This window comes from Geodermatophilus sp. SYSU D00684 (assembly GCF_054050455.1).
Genome location: NZ_JBJGZI010000005.1, coordinates 78,450 through 96,608, shown reverse-complemented (window position 1 = coordinate 96,608; position 18,159 = coordinate 78,450). Strand labels below are relative to the sequence as shown.

Genomic DNA, 18,159 nt, shown 5'->3' with positions numbered 1-18,159 from the left:
CGGGAGGCAGGTCGCCGGGCATCGTCCGCGCCCGTCCTGCCGGGCGCGACGTGCCATGCTCCGCTGGTGGGCGGGTCAGGCGTTCTCCGGGCGGGTCCGGCCGTGCTGGTGCGACGGGTCGCGCGGACGGCTCTGCGTTCGACGACCTCGGTGGTGACCACGGCGCGAGTGGCGGCGCTCACCTTCGACGACGGCCCCGACGACCGGCTCACCCCGGCCGTCCTCGACGTCCTCGACCGCGCGGGGGTGAAGGCGACCTTCTTCCTGGTCGCGGAGCGGGCGCGCGAGGACCCCGCGCTGGCGCGGCGTGTGGCGGGTGCCGGCCACGACATCGGCCTGCACGGGGACCGGCACGTCGACGTCCGTGGCGGCGGGCTGCGGGAGCAGTTCCGCGCCGTCCGGCGCGGCCGGCGGGACCTCGAACGGATCACCGGACGTCCGGTGGTGTGGTTCCGGCCGCCCTACGGCAAGCAGGACGCGCGGACCGTGCTCGCCTGCCGGGCCGCCGGCATGCGCTGCCTGCTGTGGTCGGCCTCGGCGCTGGACTGGCAGGACCTCCCGGTCTCCGACCAGCTGGCGCGGGCGCGCGCCGGGCTGCGGCCGGGCGCGGTGGTCCTGCTGCACGACGGAGCGGCCCAGCCCGTCGACCCACCGGCGCCCGTGCCGGCCCACCAGCCGAGGCTGACGGAGCTCCTGCTGGACGAGCTCGCCGCCCAGGGGCTGACCGCGGTGCCGTTCAGCGAGCTCCGCGCCGTGGGTCGGCCGGTGCTCGAGCCGTGGTTCGGGTCCTGGCTGCACCACTGAGGCGGACGGCGCGCCGCACCGCCTGCAGTGTGATGCCCGCCGCCCGGCGCGGCGCGAACGGCAGCAGCGGGACGGCGTGCGCGACCGCGGCCAGCGGCCGGTCCTGCTGCAGCGCGGCGCGGGCGCCGGCGGCGCGGACCATCCGCCGCGCCTCCCGCGCGACCGGCGTGCGCCGCAGCTCCGGGTGCCGGGCGAGGAACCCGTCGACGACGACCTGCCTCGCCCGCTGCGCGTCGGCCACGGCACCCTCCCCGAGGGTGGCCGAGGCGTCGTGCCGCCGGTACAGGGTCGCCGTCCCCTCGCCGGGGACCACCGGTGCCTGCTCGACACAGCGCAGCACGAAGTCGAAGTCCTCGAGGAGGCGCAGCCGGCCGTCCCACGGTCCCGCCCGGCGCACCACCTCGGCCGGGAACAGCATCGACACGTGCCGGCACTCGAACCGCCCCAGCACCGTCGGGACGGTGACGTCACCGCGCAGGCGGGAGCTGATCCGCTTGACCGGCCGCAGCTCCTCGTCGCACACCAGCGTGTCCTCGTAGGAGACGGCGCCGTCGCGGGCGAGGGCCAGCAGCCGCTGAGTGCTGCCCTCGGCGGTGACGTCGTCGGCGTCGACGTAGCGGAGGAACCGGCCGGCCGCCCGCTCGGTACCGGCGTTCCGGGCGTGCGATACCCCACCGTGCGGCACCCGCAGGTGCACGAGCCGCGGGTCGTCCACGTCGTCGAGCAGGGCGCGGACCGGCTCCGGGTTCCCGTCGTCGACGACGATCAGCTCGAGGTCGACGTCGGGGTCCAGGGCGGCGCGCACCGCCTCCCGGAGCCACTCGGCCCGGGGCCTCCAGACCGGCATGACCAGGCTGACCTCCGGCACGGCCAGACCCTAGTGCCCGTCAGCGGGGCCGCCAGACGCGCACGTCGCGCTCGTCGGACACCAGTTCGTGGGTGGCCGACGCCGCGCGGTCGAGGGCACGGCCCGGCGAGGTGACCACCCACGCGTCGTCCGGGACCGGCCCGTCCCCGCCGGGCACGACCCGCCGGGTGAAGGCCGGACCGAAGAGCGGGTAGACGAAGCGCACGGGTTCCGCGCGCAGGTCGACCACGACCGTGGCGTCCTCGGGCACCTCGGAGAGGAAGGCGTACTCCGGGTGGAACAGCCGCCCGACCGACCGCTCCTCGCCGGACGCGCCCACCAGCGCGAGCACGTCGGACGCCGGCAGCGGCGCGGCCCGCCCGGCGGGGTCGACCGCGTAGGAGGAGAGCGCCACCGACGCCAGCGCCAGGACCAGCGAGGCGCCCTGCACCACCCGCCGGAGCAGCGGCCAGGGGGCCCGGGTCGCGGCCAGGGCGATGGCGAGCGCGCCCAGCGCGGCCAGGGGGAGGGTGAAGCGCGCCCACCACGCGTACGGCTGGACGAGGAGGACCGCCGCGACCGCGGCGACGGGCAGCAGCGTGACGTCCCGTCGGCGGACGAGCACGACGACCGTGGCCACCAGCAGGGGGAGTCCCAGCCACGGCCACAGCGGCCCGAGCCCGCCCAGGCGCTGCTGGTAGTCGTAGGAGCCCTGGTTCCAGAAGTCGAGGTCGCCGGCCCAGCTCAGCGCCACGGTGACCGGCCACGGTGCGTCGGCGCCGGCGGGGGGCACGGTGAGGGTCTCGCCGACGTCGACCGGCCCGGAGAAGACGGTCGTGTCCCCCAGCCGGACGGCGAACGGGTAGAGCGGGTTGCCCGTCGTCACGGCGTTGCGCACGTACCACCAGCCGCCGAGCACGGCCCCGACCACCGCCGCGACGGCGAGGCCCCGGGCCGCCGAGGGGCCGCGCACCCGCCCGCGGCGGACGGCGATCCGCCCGGCCACCGCTGCCGCGACCAGGAGGACCACGGCCCAGACCGGCCCCGTGCCCTTCGTGCCGAGCACCAGGCCGGCGGCGAGCCCCGCGACCAGGAGCCGGTTCCGGTCCCCGCCGACGGCGTAGCGGGTCACCGAGTGCAGGGCGGCCAGGACGAGCGCGGCCTGCATCAGGTCCACGTAGTCCGTCGGCGCCTGGGTGAGCACCACCGGCGTCACCGCGAACAGGGCGCCCGCGGCCGCCGCGGCGGACCGGGACAGTCCCGCCGAGCGGGCGAGCCCCGCGGTGGCGGCCGCACCGAGCACGACGAAGGGCACCTGCACGGTGCCCACCAGCGCGTCGTCGCCCAGCAGCAGGGCGGGGAAGGTGATCAGCAGCTCGGGCGTGGCGGGGTAGTAGGCGCAGCACAGGTCGAGGGCCGACGGTGCGAGGTCACCGTGCCGGATCCACTCGGCCACCGTCGTGAGGTGGTAGGTCAGTGCGTCGTACGCGTACGGCGGGAGCACCAGCGCGACGAGCAGCTGCCAGGCCAGCGCCAGCGCGGCGAGCCCCACCAGCGCCGCCGCCCACGGCCGGCGTCGCCAGCACGCGAGGCCCGTGCTCCACCCGGCCCGGGAGGGGAACCGGCCCCGGCGCCTCGCGGCCACCCCGGCGACGACGGCCCAGAGCCCCAGCAGCGTGAGGACGACCTCCGGTCGCAGCAGGCCGGGAACACCTGCCGCGAGGAGGGCGGCCGCCACGCCGGCGGACGCGGTCACGCCGAGGGTGACGGCTGCGTCGAGCCGGGACTCCGGCCGCAGCAACGAGGTCGATGCCGTCGCCCCGGCCGCGGTGAGCACCACGCCGAGCACCAGGAGCAGAGGACCGCCCATGGTCAGGCCCCGGGCGGGGCGCCGAGGACGACGGGCCGGATCTCGCCCGTCCGCTGCGGCGTCCCTGTCGACACGACCGGGATCAAACACGGCCCCGGGGCGGCGTGGCACCCATCCGGTACTGCCGAGACGGTCCGCCCACCCCGCGACGTCGAGGGCGGCCGGCGCGACCACGGCGGAGGTCGTCACCGCCTCGGCGCGGAGTGTGACAGGCACGCTGAGGCGGCTCCCGTCCGCACGCCCGGCCGGGGCCCCGTTCTCGTCACCGGCCCACGGACGCGACATCAGTGGCAGCCTCCGGCGCCGTGCGGCGCCTCACCTCCCCGTCGCGACGGGCCGCAGCCGTCACCCCCGCCGGCCCGACCTCCCGGCTGCTGCCCCGGCTCACGGCGCTGCGGGCCTTCGCGGCGCTGGTCGTCTTCCTGTTCCACCTCCACTGGCACGACATCGCGTCCCTGCCCTTCGGGGTCTCCGCGATCGGCGGGACGGGCGTCGCCTTCTTCTTCGTGCTCTCCGGCTTCGTCCTGGCCTGGGGCACCGCACCGGACCTGCCCGCCCGCACCTTCTACCGGCGCCGCTTCGCCCGGGTCTATCCCAGCGACTTCGTCACGCTGCTGATCGCCGTGGTCGTGCCCCTCGTCCCAGGGGACCGCAGCGTCGCCGCGGCCGTCGCCAACGCCCTGACGGTGCAGGCGTGGTCGTTCCGGGACGAGATCGCCTACGGCATGAACGGTGTCTCGTGGTCGCTGAGCTGCGAGGCGTTCTTCTACGCGGTGTTCCCGCTCGCCGCCCTCGTCGTCCGCCGGCTGCCCCGGTCGCTCAGCTGGTCACTGGCGGTGGTCGGGCTGCTCCTCGCGACCGCGGCCTACCTCATCCGCCCCGGCGTGGCCGATCACTACCCGCTCGTCCGGATCAGCGAGTTCCTGCTCGGGCTCGTGGCGGGCATCGCCGTCCGGGACGGCTGGCGGCCCCGGATCCGGGGACCCGTCGCGTGGGGGGTGCTGCTCGCCGGGCTGGCCGCCGCCGTGGTCGTCACCGCGAGGCTCGGGGCCCCGGTGACCAACGCGCTGGTGGCCGGACCGTTCCTCGTCCTGATCCTGTACATGGCCGACCGGGACATCACGGGGGCGCCCGGCTGGCTGCGGTCCCGCGCGCTGGTGTTCGCCGGTGAGGTGTCCTTCGCGTTCTACCTGGTGCACGAACTGGTCATCGTGAACCTCATCCCGTTCCTCCCGGACCACGGACTGCTGCAGGTCACGGTCATGTCCGCCGTCGCGGTCGCCGCCGCCGTGGCGCTCCACCTGCTGGTGGAGCGCCCGTGCAACAGGTGGCTGCGGGACCGGGCGCCGAGCCTCGCGCTCGCCGACCCGCCGGTCCGCCCGGCGGGCTGAGCGGCCCGCCCGGTCAGCCGGCGGGCCGGAGCGTGTCGCGCAGCCGCCGGGCCCGCCGCACCCACGGGCGCGCGGTGCCCACCCAGTCGGGCCTCCGGCGCGGGGGTTCCTCGACGAGGACCAGCCGGACCGTGCCGCTGGCCACCGGCACGTCGCGGGCCCCGGCGGTGACCTCGGTGCCGCCGGCGATGCGCTCGGCCCACCACGCGTCCGGCGTCCGCACGACGAGCCGGTCGCCGTCGGGGCCGGTGGAGCGGTGCGTCGGCGAGCAGCCGTGCGCCTCGAGCGCCAGGACGAGCTGGTCGACCGACTCCCAGCCGTGGGTCCCGACCGGGTCGCCCGCCCGGCTGTGGACGACGCCGGTGCGGGGGTCGTGGCCCGGGACGTCGCTCACGCGCCGTCCCAGCAGCAGCGCGAGGTTCCGCGCGGCCTCGGCCGCGCTGTCGCTGGCGTGGACCCGGTACCCACCTCCCGTCCACTCCCGGTAGCGGGCCCGGGCGTCGAAGACGGTGCTGTTCAGGAGTGCCGGGCCGCGGGTGGTCCGCCGCAGCCGGTGGCGGGGCCGGTCGTCCCGGACGACGACGAGCAGGAACGGGCCGCTGCCGCAGTGCACCTCCTTGTCCGAGCCCGGCGGCAGGGCGTCGCCGTACATGCGGGTGAGGTTGCGGGCGAAGGTCTCGCCCGGCGTCCAGGAGACCTCGACCACCTCCAGCACGGTGAAGGTCCCGGCGAGGTCCTCGAGGATCCGCTCCTCGAGGACGCGGGCCTCCGACCAGATCGCGAAGACGTGGACCTCGGGCCGCCTCACAGGGCCGTCACCGAGATGGGCAGGTCGAGGACCACCGCGCGGGCGGGACGGTTGCGGTCGCTGCCGTTGAGCGTGAAGGAGACGACCGCGGGCTCGTGGACGAACCGGCGTCCTCCGCTGGCCGCGCCGCACCACAGCCCCACCGAGTAGTCCCCGACGTTGAGGATCGGCGGGATCTCCATGGTCGCGCGGTAGCGGCCGGGGGTGAACCGGGGGCCCCCGCTGTCCCGCAGCGTCTCGTCGAGGACGCGCACGCCCCGGTTGTTGGTCAGGAACAGCGCGATGTCGAGGTCGGGTACGTGCTCGGCCAGGTCGAAGTCGACCTCGACCGTGACGGTGTCGTCGCGCAGCAGGGCGCTCTCGACGGGCCGGCCCTTCGGTGCCACCCGCATGCCGTGCACCGTGACCGGGCCGGCGCTGATGAGCGCCGCGCCGGTGTGCTCCGACACCAGGCTCGAGGTCAGGTAGTCGCGCACGAGCTCCGCGGGCATGCCGGTCTCCCGCACGCGACCGGACTCCAGCCACAGGGCGCGGGTGCAGATCCGGGTGAGGCTGTCGAGGTCGTGGCTGACGAAGACGACCGTGCGGCCCTCCTTCTCGGCCTCCTCCATGCGGCCCAGACACCTGCGCTGGAACTCGGCGTCCCCGACGGCGAGGATCTCGTCCACCACGAGCACGTCCGGCTCCAGGTGGGCGGCGACCGAGAAGCCCAGGCGGAGGCCCATGCCGCTGGAGTAGCGCTTGACGGGCGTGTCCAGGAAGCGCTGGACGCCGGAGAACTCCACGATGTCGTCGAACTTGCCCAGGATGTCCCTGCGGGACATGCCGAGGATCGCCCCGTTGAGGAAGATGTTCTCCCGCCCGGTCAGCTCGGGGTGGAAGCCGGTGCCCACCTCCAGCAGGGCCGCCACCCGCCCGCGCGTGCGCGACACGCCCGTGGTGGGGGTGGTGATCCGGGTGATGATCTTGAGGATGGTGCTCTTGCCGGCCCCGTTGCGGCCGATGATCCCGAGCGCCTCGCCGTCTCCCACGGTGAAGCTGACGTCCCGGAGCGACCAGAACTCGCTCGACGGGTCGGACCGGCGGCGGCCCAGCAGCCGGAGCGCGCCATCGGTGATCGCCTCGCGCGCGGACCTCTGGTCGCCGACGACGTAGCGCTTCCCGACCCCGTCCAGCTCGATGCGGTCCACGTCAGATCACGTCCGCGAAGGAGCGCTCGGCACGCCGGAAGTAGGTGAGCCCGGTGACGAGGACGAGCACGGAGACCGCGACCGAGACCAGCAGCGACCACCCGGGCCAGGGCGCGCCGAGCAGGGACCACCGGCCGAGCTCGATGACGCCGACGACGGGGTTGAGCGAGTAGAGCAGTTCCTGCCACCCGTCGAGCTGGGACGCCGGGTAGGCCACCGGGCTGGCGAACAGCCACAGCTGCAGGATCGGGGTCAGGGCGTGCCGGACGTCGCGGTAGCGGACGTTGACCGCGGAGAGCCACAGCCCCACGCCGAGGGTCGTGCCGAGGAGCAGCAGCAGCCACAGGGGGGCGGCGAGCAGGCTCCATCCCGGCCAGACGCCGTAGTACACCGACAGGACGGCGAGCAGCGCGCAGGAGACGGCCAGGTCGACGAGCGGGGACAACAGCCCGGCGGCCGGCGCGGCCAGTCGGGGGAGGTAGACCTTGGTGACCAGGTTGGGGTTGCTCACGAGGACCTCGCTGGCCCGTGAGGTCCCGTTCGAGAAGTACGTCCAGGTGACCATGCCGGTCAGGGCGAACAGCGGGTAGGGGAGACCCTCGCTGTCGATCCCCGCCAGCCGCTCGAAGACGAACGTGAACACGACGACGGTCGCGACCGGCTGGACGAGCACCCAGACGATCCCGAGCGCGGCCTGGCGGTAGCGCAGGCGGATGTCGCGCAGGGCGAGGTAGCCGATGAGCTGGCGGCTGTGCCACAGGACCGCCCAGAGCGGCTCCAGGTGCCTGCGACGGGCCGAGTTCTCGGTCCACGGCAGGGGGGCGGCGTCAGACGACACGGGACACCGTAACCACGTGCGCGGGCCCGTCCGGCCGCGTTGCGGCGGCCGGCCCGGCCGTCAGGAGGGCAGGCACACGGCACCTCCGGCGATCAGCGGGTAGCAGGGGTCGGTCCGGCCGAGGACGTCGTCGTCGAGGTCCTCGGCCGCGAGGCCGAAGAGGAACGCGCGGGCGGCCAGGCCGTTGCCCAGGCCCTCCACCCGGACGTCGGCGCCCGGAGGAGCGGCCGGGCGGAGCAGGTCCTCCAGCCCCGGTGGCGTCCACCGCCACCGGTCGGACCCGTCGGTGAGCCGGCTGAGGGTCGGCACGGTGACCAGCAGGCACCCGCCCGGCCGGAGCGACGCGAGGAGGTGCCGCACCGCGGCGGGCGGGTCGGCGACGTACTGCAGTGTCTGGGTGACCACGGCGACGTCGAAGGCGGCGGGCGGCAGGGTGCCGGGCAGGCAGAGGTCACCGACGAGGGTCGCCCGCTCGTTGCCCGGGTCCACGTCGACGACGTCGACCACCGACGCGCCGTACCGGCGGGCGTACGCGTCGTCCTTGACCTCGAGGGCGTGCCCGTGCACCCGGCCGGCGTGCCCGTCCAGGAACCGCTCGATGTACCAGCGGTCGACCGGGCGCCCGCGGGGCGAGCCCCACTCGGACAGCGGCTCGGTGCGTCGCAGGTCGCCGAACCGCGCCCGCGTGTACACCCGGCGCGCGCGCCGGTACAGCGCCGTCGACCTCACCGGGCCTCCAGCAGCTCGCCGAGGCGGGCGGCGAACGTGGCGCCGTCCCAGTCCTGCACGTTCAGGCGGGGCAGCCGGTAGCGGTCGCTGCGCCGGCCGACCGGGCCCGGGTCGGTGCCGCAGGCCAGCGTGCAGCCCGCCTCGGCCACCAGGCGAGGGGCGAGGGACCCGACGGCCCCCGCGCTGCCGAACGGGTAGGCGAAGGTGCGGACCGGCCGCCCGAGGAGCGCCGTCAGGTCGTGCACCGACCCGAGGACCTCCTCTCGCTGCAGGTCCTCGGACTGGTCGCGCAGCTGCAGGTGCGTGCGCGTGTGGGCGCCCACCTCCTGCAGGGGCAGGTCGGCGAGCCGCCGGAGCTGGTCGGGGGTCATGGTCACGCCGTCCTCGTCGCCGTGGGGGAGGGCGCCGAGGGAGCGGAGGACGTCGTCGACGCCGTCCTCCAGGAGGTCCGGCGGGAGCGGCCGGAGCAGCCGGTGGACGAAGCGCAGTGCCGTCCTGCGGGCCTCCCGGGTGCGCAGGTCCAGCCACAGGTCCCTGCCCGCGACGGTGACGTCGGCGGACGTGGCGGGCCCGCCCAGCAGGCCGTCGGCCAGGCGGTCCCACCAGAACCGGCGCCGCCCGAGGCGGCCCGCGGTGATGAACCAGGTCGCCGGGAGCCCGGCCGCGGCCAGCAGGGGAGCGGCCACGGTCGCGTTGTCGGCGTACCCGTCGTCGAAGGTGACCGCGATCTGCCTGGCCGACCGCGTGGCCGTCAGGTCCTCCAGCGGCACCACTCCGCCGCGTCGGGAGAGCTCCTCGACGTGCGCGGCGAAGCGGTCGGGGTGGACGGCGAGCCCGTACGGGTCGCGCGCCGGGGCGGCGACCCGGTGGTACATGAGGACGACGCTCACGGTGCCACCCGGGCCACGACCAGCCGGACGGAGCCGCGACGGAGGGTGCGCTCGACCGCCGCCCCCGGCAGGTCGGGGAGCCGGTCGGACGGGGACCCGACCAGTGCGAGCACCCCGCCCGGGAGGGTGGCCCCCACCGCCGCCGCCAACCGTCCCGGGGACGGCGCGGGCTCGGTCACGACGACACACTCCCAGCGCCGGGGCAGGCTGCCCTCCTCCGCCGCCTCCGACACGACCGTCACCTCCGGGCGGTGCGGATCCGTGCCCACCACGTCGAGTCGCGTACCCGGGAGGGCCTGGCGGACGACGCCGACCCCACCCAGCACGAGCGCCCGGCCGGGGCGGCCGAGGACCGCGCGCAGCAGCCGGCGCGCACCGGCGGTGCGGCCCACCGGCAGGCCGCGGCCCTCGGCGACGCGGCGGACCAGCCGGCGGGCGGAGCCGGCCGGGTGCCGGACCCGCCGCACCCACCTCCGCACGGTCACCGGCGCGCACCCGTCGGGGCGAGGAACCCGTCGACGACCAGCCGCGCCCAGGCGCGGGGCGGGTGGCCGCCGGCGCGGACGGCCGCCAGGGCCAGACGGCGGCGCCGCGGGTCGCCGGACGTCCGCGCACTCCGGACGGCGGCCAGGGCCCACTCCCGTTCGGTGCGGTCGAGGAGCGCACGCCGGCCGGGGTCGGGGACCAGCGGCCGCGCCCGCCGCAGCACGTCCCGCACCCCCAGCGCGAGGTCGACCTTGCGGCCGGTGAGGCTCTGCCCCCGGCGGCGGTACTCGTAGAGGGGAGCGGTCACCAGGCCCGCCCGGTGGCCGCGGAGGAGCATCCGCAGCCACAGGTCCCAGTCCTCGGCCACCCGGACCGTGGCGTCGTACCCGCCCACCGCGGCCAGCGCGGGCGCCCGGATCGCCGCCGCACCGAACACGAACTGGCTGCGCAGGATGGCCGCCTCCTGGTCCGCGGTCTCGAAGTGCCGGGTGGCGTAGTACGTGTCCGGATCGGGCCGCCCGTCGCGGACCACGACGGCGTCGGTGGTCACGATGCTGAGGTCGGGCCGGGCGCCGGCGGCCTCGGTCAACGCCGCGACCCTGCCGGGCAGCCAGACGTCGTCGGCGTCGAGCAGCCCCAACAGGTCCCCCCGGGCGACGGCGGCCGCGCGGTTGCGTGCCGTCGCGAGGCCCGCGTTGGGCCCGCGGACCACCCGGACCCGGTCGCCGAAGCCCGAGAGCACCCGGTCGAGGTCGTCCTCGGAGCCGTCGTCACTGACGACGACCTCCGACGGCGCCGGCCGCTGGGTCAGCGCCGACTCGAGCGCGTCCCCGATGGTGTCGGCCGCGTTGTAGGCCGGCACCAGCACGGACAACGACGGAGGGGGTCCCGGGACGACCGGGCCCGGTGCGTCCGGCGCCACCAGGAGGTCGGTCCACCCCGTCACGCGGACCACCCGGCGGACGGCCGCCGCGGGCCCATCCGCGCGCCGTGCCACAGGCCGTGGAGGGTGCCGAGGAGCACGCGGACCTCGTCTCCGGCCGCCGCCGGCCGACGGGCTCGGAGCAGGCGACGGCTGCGCATGGCCAGCCACGCGCCCAGGACCCGCCACGCCGAGCCGTCCCGCTCGCGCAGCCAGGCGGCGACGCAGGCACCGACCCCGAAGCCGTAGGTCCAGCGGCGGCGGCGGTGCTCGACGGGCACGGCGCGCTCGTGCAGGACGAGCAGGTCCGGTTCGTAGCGCACCTCGACGCCGGCCTGCTGGAGGCGGTGGAAGAGGTCCAGGTCGTTGCCGGCCCGGCCGGGGGCGCCGGTGCCGAGTCGCTCGTCGTTGCCGCCGACGGCGAGGTAGGCCGAGCGCGTGACCGAGAAGTTGCCGCCCGTCCCGACCTGCCACGGCGGCGCGGTCCGGGGGAGGACGGCCCGCTGGGTCGAGGCCCGCGTGGACAGCGCCAGCGTCCGCTCGCCGTCCGGGGGCAGGGGCAGCACCCGGCCGGTCACCAGCAGGGGGCCGGTCGCCGTCGCGTGCTCCCGGACGGCGACCTCGACCCAGCGCGGGTCGGGGACGCAGTCGTCGTCGACCACCGACACCACGGCGCACCGGGCACGGGCGACGCCGGCGTTCTGGCTGGCCGAGAGCCCGCGCCGGTCCTGGGGCACGTGGACGAGCGGCACCCCGCCGTCCCGCCGCGCGTCGAGCACCGCCGCCGTGACCGACGCATCCCCCTGGTCGACGACGACGACCTCCTCGGGGAGGACGGTCCCGGCGAGCAGCGCGTCGAGGGCACGAGCGAGCGGAACCGGCCGGTCGAGGGTCGAGACGACGACGCTGACCGGCCCGCGCGACGACGTGTCCGGCCTGTTCACGGCGTCAGGCTGCCGTCGCGGGTACCGGGTGGCAAGCGATCCGGGCACCGCTCCGTCGACGAGGCGGGCGGCCACGCCGGCCTGGCACACTGCGCCCGTGCTGAGCGGGAGACGGTCGCTGCGGCGCCCGCCCGCCGGCACCCTCCGCCGGGCCGGGCGGGTGCTGCGCCAGGCGCGGGCCGTCGTCGGCATCCGGGCCCACGGCCTCCCGGAGGCGGACGCCCTGGTGCTGCTGCCTGCGCTGCCCGCGACGGGAGCCGTCGTCGGCCCGGGGCGGCGGTGGGCCGGGGTCCTCCCGCACTGGGGCGTGGCCGTGGTCCCCGCGTCGGAGGCGGAGCTGGTCCTCGGGAGGGGCCCCGCGGTCCTGGCCACCGGCCGCCCGCCCGCGGTCATCGCGCCGGGGGCGGACCGGTGGCGGCGGCTGCGCCGGGCCGGGTACTCGGTGACGACGTACCGCGTCCGCTGGCTGACCTGGCAGGTGGTCGTGGCCGCGCCGGACCGGCGGGCGCTGGCGCTGGCGCGGCGGACCTGGGCCGCGGGGCGTCCCGGAGCCGCCGGCGTGCGGGGGCTCCTCGCCCGGGCCGTGCGTCCCCGGGCGCTGACGGTCGCCACCCGGGGAGCTCCCCCGGTCCCCGGCCCGCTCACCGCGGCCGGCCTGCCGACGAGAGGGGGCTGCCTCGCCGTCGACGTCCGCGACCAGCGGCGGCGGGGCGTGCTGCTGGTCCCCGACGGGGTGACCGGTGAGCCGTCGGCCGTCGTCAAGATCGACCGCGCGCCGGGCGTCGAGGACCGCGCGGTGCACGAGCAGCGGGTCCTCGGGCTCCTCCCGCCGGGCCCCGTGACCCCGGCCCCGCTGGGCACCGGCCGGGCAGGGCCGGTCCGCTGGTCGGCCGAGACCGTGCTCCGCGGCCGGCCGATGGACGAGGTGGTGACCGAGCCGGGGGCACCGGTCCGCGAGGTGCTCGGGCACCTCGCGGACTGGCTCGGCGAGGTGGCCGCCCGCACCGCCGGGCCGGTGGACTGGGCGACCGCCGGGAAGGGGGACGAGGTGGTGGCCCTGCGCGGACGGGCGGCCGACCTGCGCCCGCTGCTGTGCGGGCTGGGCGGTGTGCCGGCGGTCCTGACCCACGGGGACCTGGCCAGCGGGCACAACGTCCTCGTGGACCGGGACGGGCGCCCCGCGGTCCTGGACTGGGAGACGGCCCGGGAGCGCGGACTCCCGCTGCTCGACCTGCTGCCCCTCCTCTGCTGGACCCTCGCCCGCACCCGGGGGGAGGGGAACCCGCACCGCGAGGCCGCCCGCATCCTCGACCTGGCCACCGGGCGTTCCCCCGACAGCGCGTGGCTGTTCGACGAGGTGGCGCGCTACACCCGGCGTCTCGCGATCCCGCCCGACCTGGTCGGCCGGCTCGCGCTGCTCGCCTGGGGGCACCAGGCCTCGATGCGCTCCGTGCGCGACGAGCTGCTCACCGCGGCAGGACTCCCGGTCCGGCCGTGGGTGAACACCGGTGAGCTGGTCCTGGACGCGTGGTCGGACGAGATCGGCCCGGAGTGGGCGGCGGCCCGCGGCGTGCTCGGCTGAGGACCTGCCGGTGCGCACCGGCCGTCCCGGTGCGCGAGGACGCGGCGGCACGGACAGGACAGGGACCCATGGAGATCGTCAGCATCTCGACGCACATGCCGTACGACGGCATCCCCCACGCCGGGGGTGACCTCTACGCACGCCACGTGCGGCTGCTGTCCGAGTCCCATCGGCTGACCGTCGTCTGCCCGTGGACCTCGACGAACGAGGAGGCGCTCGGCCGGCCCGTCCACGGCTCCTACCGGCGCGTCCTCGTCGTGCCGCCGTCCCGTCGGCGCGAGGCCCGGCGCGCGGGCAGGCGCTCGCTGCTGACCAGGGCCCTGCCCTTCCTGACGCGTGGTCCCTTCGTGCGCGCCCTCCTCCGGGACGAGGAGCTCGTGGCGACGCTGCGCAGGGCCGGCCAGGTCGAGCTCCAGTGGTTCGACGTGATCACGCTGGCACCCCGGCTGCGCCGGGCGCTGCCCGGCACCCCCCTGACCGGTGTCTTCCACGACGTGGCGTCGCAGGGACACCTCCGGATGCTCACCAGCCCGGCGACGCCGTGGGCGCGCCGGGCGCTCGCGCTGGTCCGGCTGGTCCTGTCCGTGCCCCTGGAGTGGCGTGCGGTCCGCGCACTCCGCACCGCGGTGGTCCTCAGCGACAAGGACGGACGCCTGCTCGCGCGCCGGGGAGCGGGGGACCGCGTGGTCGTCCTGCCGCCGGCGCTGGACGACCCGGAGATGCCCGCCTCCCCACGGGAGCGCGAGCCCGCGACGCAGGAGGTCCTCTTCGTGGGGGCCATGTGGCGTCCGGAGAACCTCGATGCGGCGTGGTGGCTGCTCCGGGAGGTGTGGCCCCTGGTGCGGGCGCAGGTCCCCGGGGCGCGGCTCACCATCGCCGGCGCCGGTTCTCCACCGGCCCTGCACCAGGAGGCGGCGGCGACGGGGGTGGAGGTGACCGGCCCGGTCGAGTCGCTGTCGGCCTACTACCGGCGGGCGTCCGTCGCGGTCTCCCCGATGCGCCTGGGCGCCGGGGTCAAGCTCAAGGGGGTGGTCGCCATGCTGTGGGGCGTCCCCGTCGTGGCCACGAGCGTGGGAGCGGAGGGCATCGAGGGACCGGACGTCTTCGCCGCCGTTGCCGACGACGCCGCGGCGTTCGCCGCGGCCGTCGCCCGGGTCCTGACCGACCCCCGGCCGGCGCTCGAGGTCGCAGCGCGCGCGCACGCGTGGTCGCACGCGCGGTACTCCTCGGCCGGTCACCGGCAGGTGTTGCGGACGCTGTACGGGTGAGCGCCCCGGCCGGGCGGTCGTGCGGCCCGGGGCGCCCCCTCCCGGGCTACGGTCCCCGCATGGCGGTCCGCGGGTGAAGATCCTCCTGACGGCGACCGTGACACCGCAGGTGACGTGGGACCTGCACATCCAGGACCCGGCCGTCCGGCGCGGGCAGTACGTCGAGGCGCTGCGGCGGTGGGTGCCGACGGCGGACGCGCACGGCGCGGTCCTCGTGCTCGTCGAGAACAGCGGGGAGGACCTGACGCGGCTCGCGCGGGACGCGGTCGGCGCGGTCCCCGGGCACCTGCGCCTGGTCGAGGCGCCGCTGCCGGACCCCGCCGACGTCGCACGGGGCAAGGGCGCGACCGAGGCCGCGATGATGGACCTCTTCTGCGAGGACTTCTTCGGCGATCCCGACGAGACCTGGTACAAGGTCACCGGCCGGCTCTTCGTCAGGAACTTCGCCCGGTGCGTCCCCGGACCCCTCCCGCCCGACTCGGTCGTCGCCCGGATCGCCGTGAACCTGGGGCACATGGACACCCGGTTCTTCGGCGCGACCGCCGGTCTGTGGCGGGACCACTTCCGGGACGCCGGTCGGCACGTGGACGACCGCAGCGACGTCTTCATCGAGCGGGTGCTCGTGCGGCGGGTGCTCACGGCACTGGGGGAGGGCGCGCAGCTGCTGCGCTTCGGTGCGCAACCCGCGTGGTACGGCCGCTCGGGCACGCACGCCGACCGCGTGTACGACAGCCTCCCGAACCGGGTGAAGCGGCTGGTCACGAACCAGGTGGAGAACCTGCTGAAGGGGCCGCTCCAGGGAAAGCAGTACTGAGCGGGAGGTCCCGCTCACCCACGGTCGCACAGGGTGCGCCCGGACCTCCTCCGGCGCGTTCCCGCGAGCCGGCAGCCGCAGATCGGCGTCCGGCGTGCCTAGTGTGGCGCGATGGCGTCACTGAGGACCGTCGCCGTGGTGCTCGCGGGGGGTACCGGCACCCGAGTCGGGCTGTCCACGCCCAAGCAGCTGCTGCGGGTGGCGGGGAAGCCGGTCATCGAGCACACCATCGCCGCGCTGAACAACGCTCCGCAGGTCGACGAGATCGTCGTGCTGATGGCACCCGGTCACCTCGACCCCGTGCGGGACATCCTGCGCCACGGCGCCTACGCGAAGGTCACCCAGCTGCTCGAGGGAGGGGAGACCCGCAACGCCACGACCAGGCGCGCCATCCAGGCCCTCGGGGACGAGGAGTGCAACGTCCTGTTCCACGACGCCGTCCGTCCCCTGGTCAGCCAGCGGATCATCGCCGACTGCGTCGAGGCGCTGGCCACCCACGAGGCCGTGGACACCGCCATCCCCTCGGCCGACACGGTGATCCGGGTGGACGCCGCGACCGGCGGCAGGATCGAGGACGTGCTCCCCCGGTCGCTCCTGCGCCGGGGCCAGACCCCGCAGGGCTTCCGTCTCTCGGTCATCCGGCGCGCCTACGACCTGGCCGCCAGGGACCCCGGGTTCGAGGCCACGGACGACTGCACCGTGGTCCTCCGGTACCTGCCCGACGTGCCGATCGTCGTCGTCCGCGGCGAGGACCGGAACATGAAGATCACCGAGCCGATCGACGTCTACCTCGCCGACCGGCTCTTCCAGGTCCAGAGCCACGAGGCGCCGGCGCGCCGGTCGGCGGCGCAGCTGCGGGCGGCGCTCGCCGGGAGGACCGTCGTGGTCTTCGGCGGCTCCTACGGCATCGGGAGGGACGTCGTCGTCAAGGCCCGGGAGCTCGGGGCCACGGTCCTGGCGTTCAGCCGGTCCACCACCCGCACCCACGTCGAGCGGCGGGAGGACGTGACCGCCGCCTGCGAGCAGGTGCTCGCCGAGACCGGCCGGGTCGACTACGTGGTCAACGCGGCCGGGGTCCTGACCCAGGAGCAGCTCGTGGACGCGACGGACGACGTCGTGCAGTCGGCGGTCGACGTCAACTACCTCGCCCCCGTCTACATCGCGCAGACGTTCCACCCCTACCTGCGCAAGACCAGGGGATCGCTGCTGTTCTTCACGTCGAGCTCGCACACCCGGGGACGCAGTGGCTACAGCCTCTACTCGTCGACCAAGGCAGCCGTGGTCAACCTGACGCAGGCGCTCGCGGACGAGTGGGCGGCTGACGGGATCCGGGTCAACTGCGTGAACCCGGAGCGGACGGCGACACCGATGCGGCTGAGCGCGTTCGGCGAGGAGCCGCGGGACTCGCTGCTGACGTCGCGGACCGTCGCCGGCATCGCCGTCGACGTGCTGACGTCGGCGTGGACCGGGGCGGTCGTCGACGCCCGCCGGGAGGACGCACTCGACGAGGCGGCCCCGTGGGCCGGCGCGACGACGCCGTGAGATGACGGCGGGCGCGTCGTCGCCGCCCTGCGGCGGGCCGGCGGGGCAGGGGCGTCAGCCCGCCGGTGCCCCGGGAGCCGGGGGCCGGTCCGGCCGGGCGCAGGTGAAGAGCGGGCGCCGCCCGCGGTCGCGCTGGTAGTCGTCGAGCCAGTCGAGCAACCGGTTCGGTGCGTCGCCGACGGGCGCCGTCCCGATCCGCTCGCGCTCGGCCGGGTACGCCAGTGCCGGGTCGGCCGCGTCGCGGGCGACCGCCTCCAGGAAGCCCTGCACCTCTCGCACGTCACGGAGCACCGGGCCCGGGAGGATGGCCAGCAGGTCGGGGACGTTGAAACCGCGGTTCGCGGCGAGCTGGTCGGCGTCCGGGAGGTAGAAGGCCACCGGGCGGCCGAGGGCGAGGTAGTCCACCCACGCACTCGAGGTGTCGCTGATCAGCGCCGCGCTGCTGCCGAGGAGTTCGTAGAGCGCCACGTCGGCGTCGCGGAGGTCGGCGTCGGTGAGCACGCGGATGCCGAGGCGCGAGTAGTCGTCGCAGTCCATGGGGTGCGGCTTCACCGCGAGGGAGATCCCGGGACGGGAGACGACCTCGCGCAGGTCCCGGAGGTCGCTGCGCTCGCTGAGCGGCTCTCCGTCGGCCCAGACCAGCCCCTTGTCGTTGCTCCCGACGCGGTACGTGGGCAGCCACAGCACGAGCGTGTCGGCGGGGTCGATCCGCAGGCGCTCCCACTGCTCCGCGCCCAGCCCCCGGAGGAGGGCGTTGGTGCGGGGGTTCCCGGTCCAGGCGACGTCCTGCTCGCGGACGCCGAAGGTCTCGGCCTTGTACTGCTGCCACATGCGGGCGCCGGTGACCACCACGGTGGAGCGGACGTCGCCGGCGTGGGTGGTCTCCTTCGGGCCGTCGCCGTGCCACAGGTTGACGACGAGCCGGCTGCTCGGCGGGGTGACCGCCGTGAAGAACCCGTGCGTGAAGAAGAAGACCTCCGCCGTGACCGCCAGCCAGATGGCGCGCAGGCTCTTCTTCGGCACCACCTCGACGCCGGCGAGCCCGTGCCGGGCGACGTGCCTGCGGGCGACCGCGGGGTCTCCGCTGGAGAGCCAGAAGACGCGGTGGGGATAGCGCGCGACCAGGTCCGGGAGCAGCTCGACGACGTTGCCCTCGAGAGTCGGCCAGCTGTTCACGACCGCGTACCGGTGGGGCGGGACGATCCGGAGGAGCAACCAGAAGACCGGACGGGTC

17 protein-coding genes are annotated in these 18,159 nt (G+C 75.9%); 6 read left to right on the top strand and 11 right to left on the bottom strand.

Annotation, left to right across the window (positions count from 1 at the left end):
* Positions 1-153 precede the first annotated feature (153 nt).
* Positions 154-804, top strand: coding sequence for a polysaccharide deacetylase family protein (locus ACI79L_RS04920; protein WP_456935697.1), 651 nt, complete (start codon positions 154-156; stop codon positions 802-804).
* On the opposite strand, the gene ACI79L_RS04915 is transcribed toward ACI79L_RS04920, so the two are convergent.
* The gene (locus ACI79L_RS04915; protein WP_456935696.1) at positions 737-1,672 is read right to left on the bottom strand and encodes a glycosyltransferase; all 936 of its coding nucleotides are present in this window, start codon (positions 1,670-1,672) and stop codon (positions 737-739) included. The genes ACI79L_RS04920 and ACI79L_RS04915 overlap by 68 nt on opposite strands.
* Positions 1,673-1,691: 19 nt before the next feature.
* Positions 1,692-3,521, bottom strand: a complete 1,830-nt coding sequence (locus ACI79L_RS04910; RefSeq protein ID WP_456935695.1) for a hypothetical protein — start codon at positions 3,519-3,521, stop codon at positions 1,692-1,694.
* A gap of 305 nt (positions 3,522-3,826) precedes the next feature.
* Between ACI79L_RS04910 and ACI79L_RS04905 the strand changes: the two genes are divergently transcribed.
* Complete coding sequence (locus ACI79L_RS04905; protein WP_456935694.1) at positions 3,827-4,912, top strand: acyltransferase family protein; 1,086 nt, start codon at positions 3,827-3,829, stop codon at positions 4,910-4,912.
* A gap of 13 nt (positions 4,913-4,925) precedes the next feature.
* On the opposite strand, the gene ACI79L_RS04900 is transcribed toward ACI79L_RS04905, so the two are convergent.
* From ACI79L_RS04900 to ACI79L_RS04865, 8 genes are all read right to left on the bottom strand, one after another.
* Entirely contained in the window at positions 4,926-5,720 is a 795-nt protein-coding gene (locus ACI79L_RS04900) for a hypothetical protein (RefSeq protein ID WP_456935693.1), read from the bottom strand.
* Positions 5,717-6,910: an ABC transporter ATP-binding protein gene (locus ACI79L_RS04895; RefSeq protein ID WP_456935692.1), complete on the bottom strand. Its 1,194-nt coding sequence runs from the start codon at positions 6,908-6,910 to the stop codon at positions 5,717-5,719. Before ACI79L_RS04895 ends, ACI79L_RS04900 begins: the two co-directional genes overlap by 4 nt.
* 1 nt (position 6,911) lies before the next feature.
* Positions 6,912-7,748, bottom strand: coding sequence for an ABC transporter permease (locus tag ACI79L_RS04890; protein ID WP_456935691.1), 837 nt, complete (start codon positions 7,746-7,748; stop codon positions 6,912-6,914).
* Positions 7,749-7,808: 60 nt separating this feature from the next.
* The gene (locus ACI79L_RS04885; RefSeq protein WP_456935690.1) at positions 7,809-8,477 is read right to left on the bottom strand and encodes a methyltransferase domain-containing protein; all 669 of its coding nucleotides are present in this window, start codon (positions 8,475-8,477) and stop codon (positions 7,809-7,811) included.
* Positions 8,474-9,367 (bottom strand): polysaccharide deacetylase family protein, encoded by an 894-nt coding sequence (locus ACI79L_RS04880; RefSeq protein ID WP_456935689.1) that lies wholly within the window; start codon positions 9,365-9,367, stop codon positions 8,474-8,476. Before ACI79L_RS04880 ends, ACI79L_RS04885 begins: the two co-directional genes overlap by 4 nt.
* Positions 9,364-9,852 (bottom strand): hypothetical protein, encoded by a 489-nt coding sequence (locus ACI79L_RS04875; RefSeq protein WP_456935688.1) that lies wholly within the window; start codon positions 9,850-9,852, stop codon positions 9,364-9,366. Before ACI79L_RS04875 ends, ACI79L_RS04880 begins: the two co-directional genes overlap by 4 nt.
* On the bottom strand, positions 9,849-10,721 hold the full coding sequence (locus ACI79L_RS04870; RefSeq protein ID WP_456935781.1) for a glycosyltransferase: 873 nt from the start codon (positions 10,719-10,721) through the stop codon (positions 9,849-9,851). The genes ACI79L_RS04875 and ACI79L_RS04870 overlap by 4 nt, the downstream gene beginning before the upstream one ends.
* A 74-nt stretch (positions 10,722-10,795) precedes the next feature.
* Positions 10,796-11,719, bottom strand: a complete 924-nt coding sequence (locus tag ACI79L_RS04865) for a glycosyltransferase family 2 protein (protein WP_456935687.1) — start codon at positions 11,717-11,719, stop codon at positions 10,796-10,798.
* Positions 11,720-11,816: 97 nt separating this feature from the next.
* On the opposite strand from ACI79L_RS04865, the gene ACI79L_RS04860 reads away from it, so the two are divergent.
* From ACI79L_RS04860 to ACI79L_RS04845, 4 genes are all read left to right on the top strand, one after another.
* Positions 11,817-13,301, top strand: coding sequence for a phosphotransferase (locus tag ACI79L_RS04860; protein WP_456935686.1), 1,485 nt, complete (start codon positions 11,817-11,819; stop codon positions 13,299-13,301).
* 68 nt (positions 13,302-13,369) lie between these two features.
* Complete coding sequence (locus ACI79L_RS04855) at positions 13,370-14,569, top strand: glycosyltransferase (protein WP_456935685.1); 1,200 nt, start codon at positions 13,370-13,372, stop codon at positions 14,567-14,569.
* 73 nt (positions 14,570-14,642) lie between these two features.
* Entirely contained in the window at positions 14,643-15,383 is a 741-nt protein-coding gene (locus tag ACI79L_RS04850) for a hypothetical protein (RefSeq protein ID WP_456935684.1), read from the top strand.
* A gap of 111 nt (positions 15,384-15,494) precedes the next feature.
* Positions 15,495-16,925: an SDR family NAD(P)-dependent oxidoreductase gene (locus tag ACI79L_RS04845; protein WP_456935683.1), complete on the top strand. Its 1,431-nt coding sequence runs from the start codon at positions 15,495-15,497 to the stop codon at positions 16,923-16,925.
* A 54-nt stretch (positions 16,926-16,979) separates the two neighbouring features.
* Here the strand turns inward: ACI79L_RS04845 and ACI79L_RS04840 are convergent, their stop codons facing one another.
* Entirely contained in the window at positions 16,980-18,101 is a 1,122-nt protein-coding gene (locus ACI79L_RS04840; protein ID WP_456935682.1) for a CDP-glycerol glycerophosphotransferase family protein, read from the bottom strand.
* Between the last annotated feature and the right edge of the window lie 58 nt (positions 18,102-18,159).

What these genes read in the sequence shown, in the direction of transcription:
- ACI79L_RS04910 (WP_456935695.1), bottom strand. Translation starts at nt 3,521, where the DNA reads ATGGGCGGTCCTCTGCTCCTGGTGCTCGGCGTGGTGCTCACCGCGGCC.
- ACI79L_RS04845 (WP_456935683.1), top strand. Translation starts at nt 15,495, where the DNA reads ATGGCGTCACTGAGGACCGTCGCCGTGGTGCTCGCGGGGGGTACCGGC.
- ACI79L_RS04855 (WP_456935685.1), top strand. Translation starts at nt 13,370, where the DNA reads ATGGAGATCGTCAGCATCTCGACGCACATGCCGTACGACGGCATCCCC.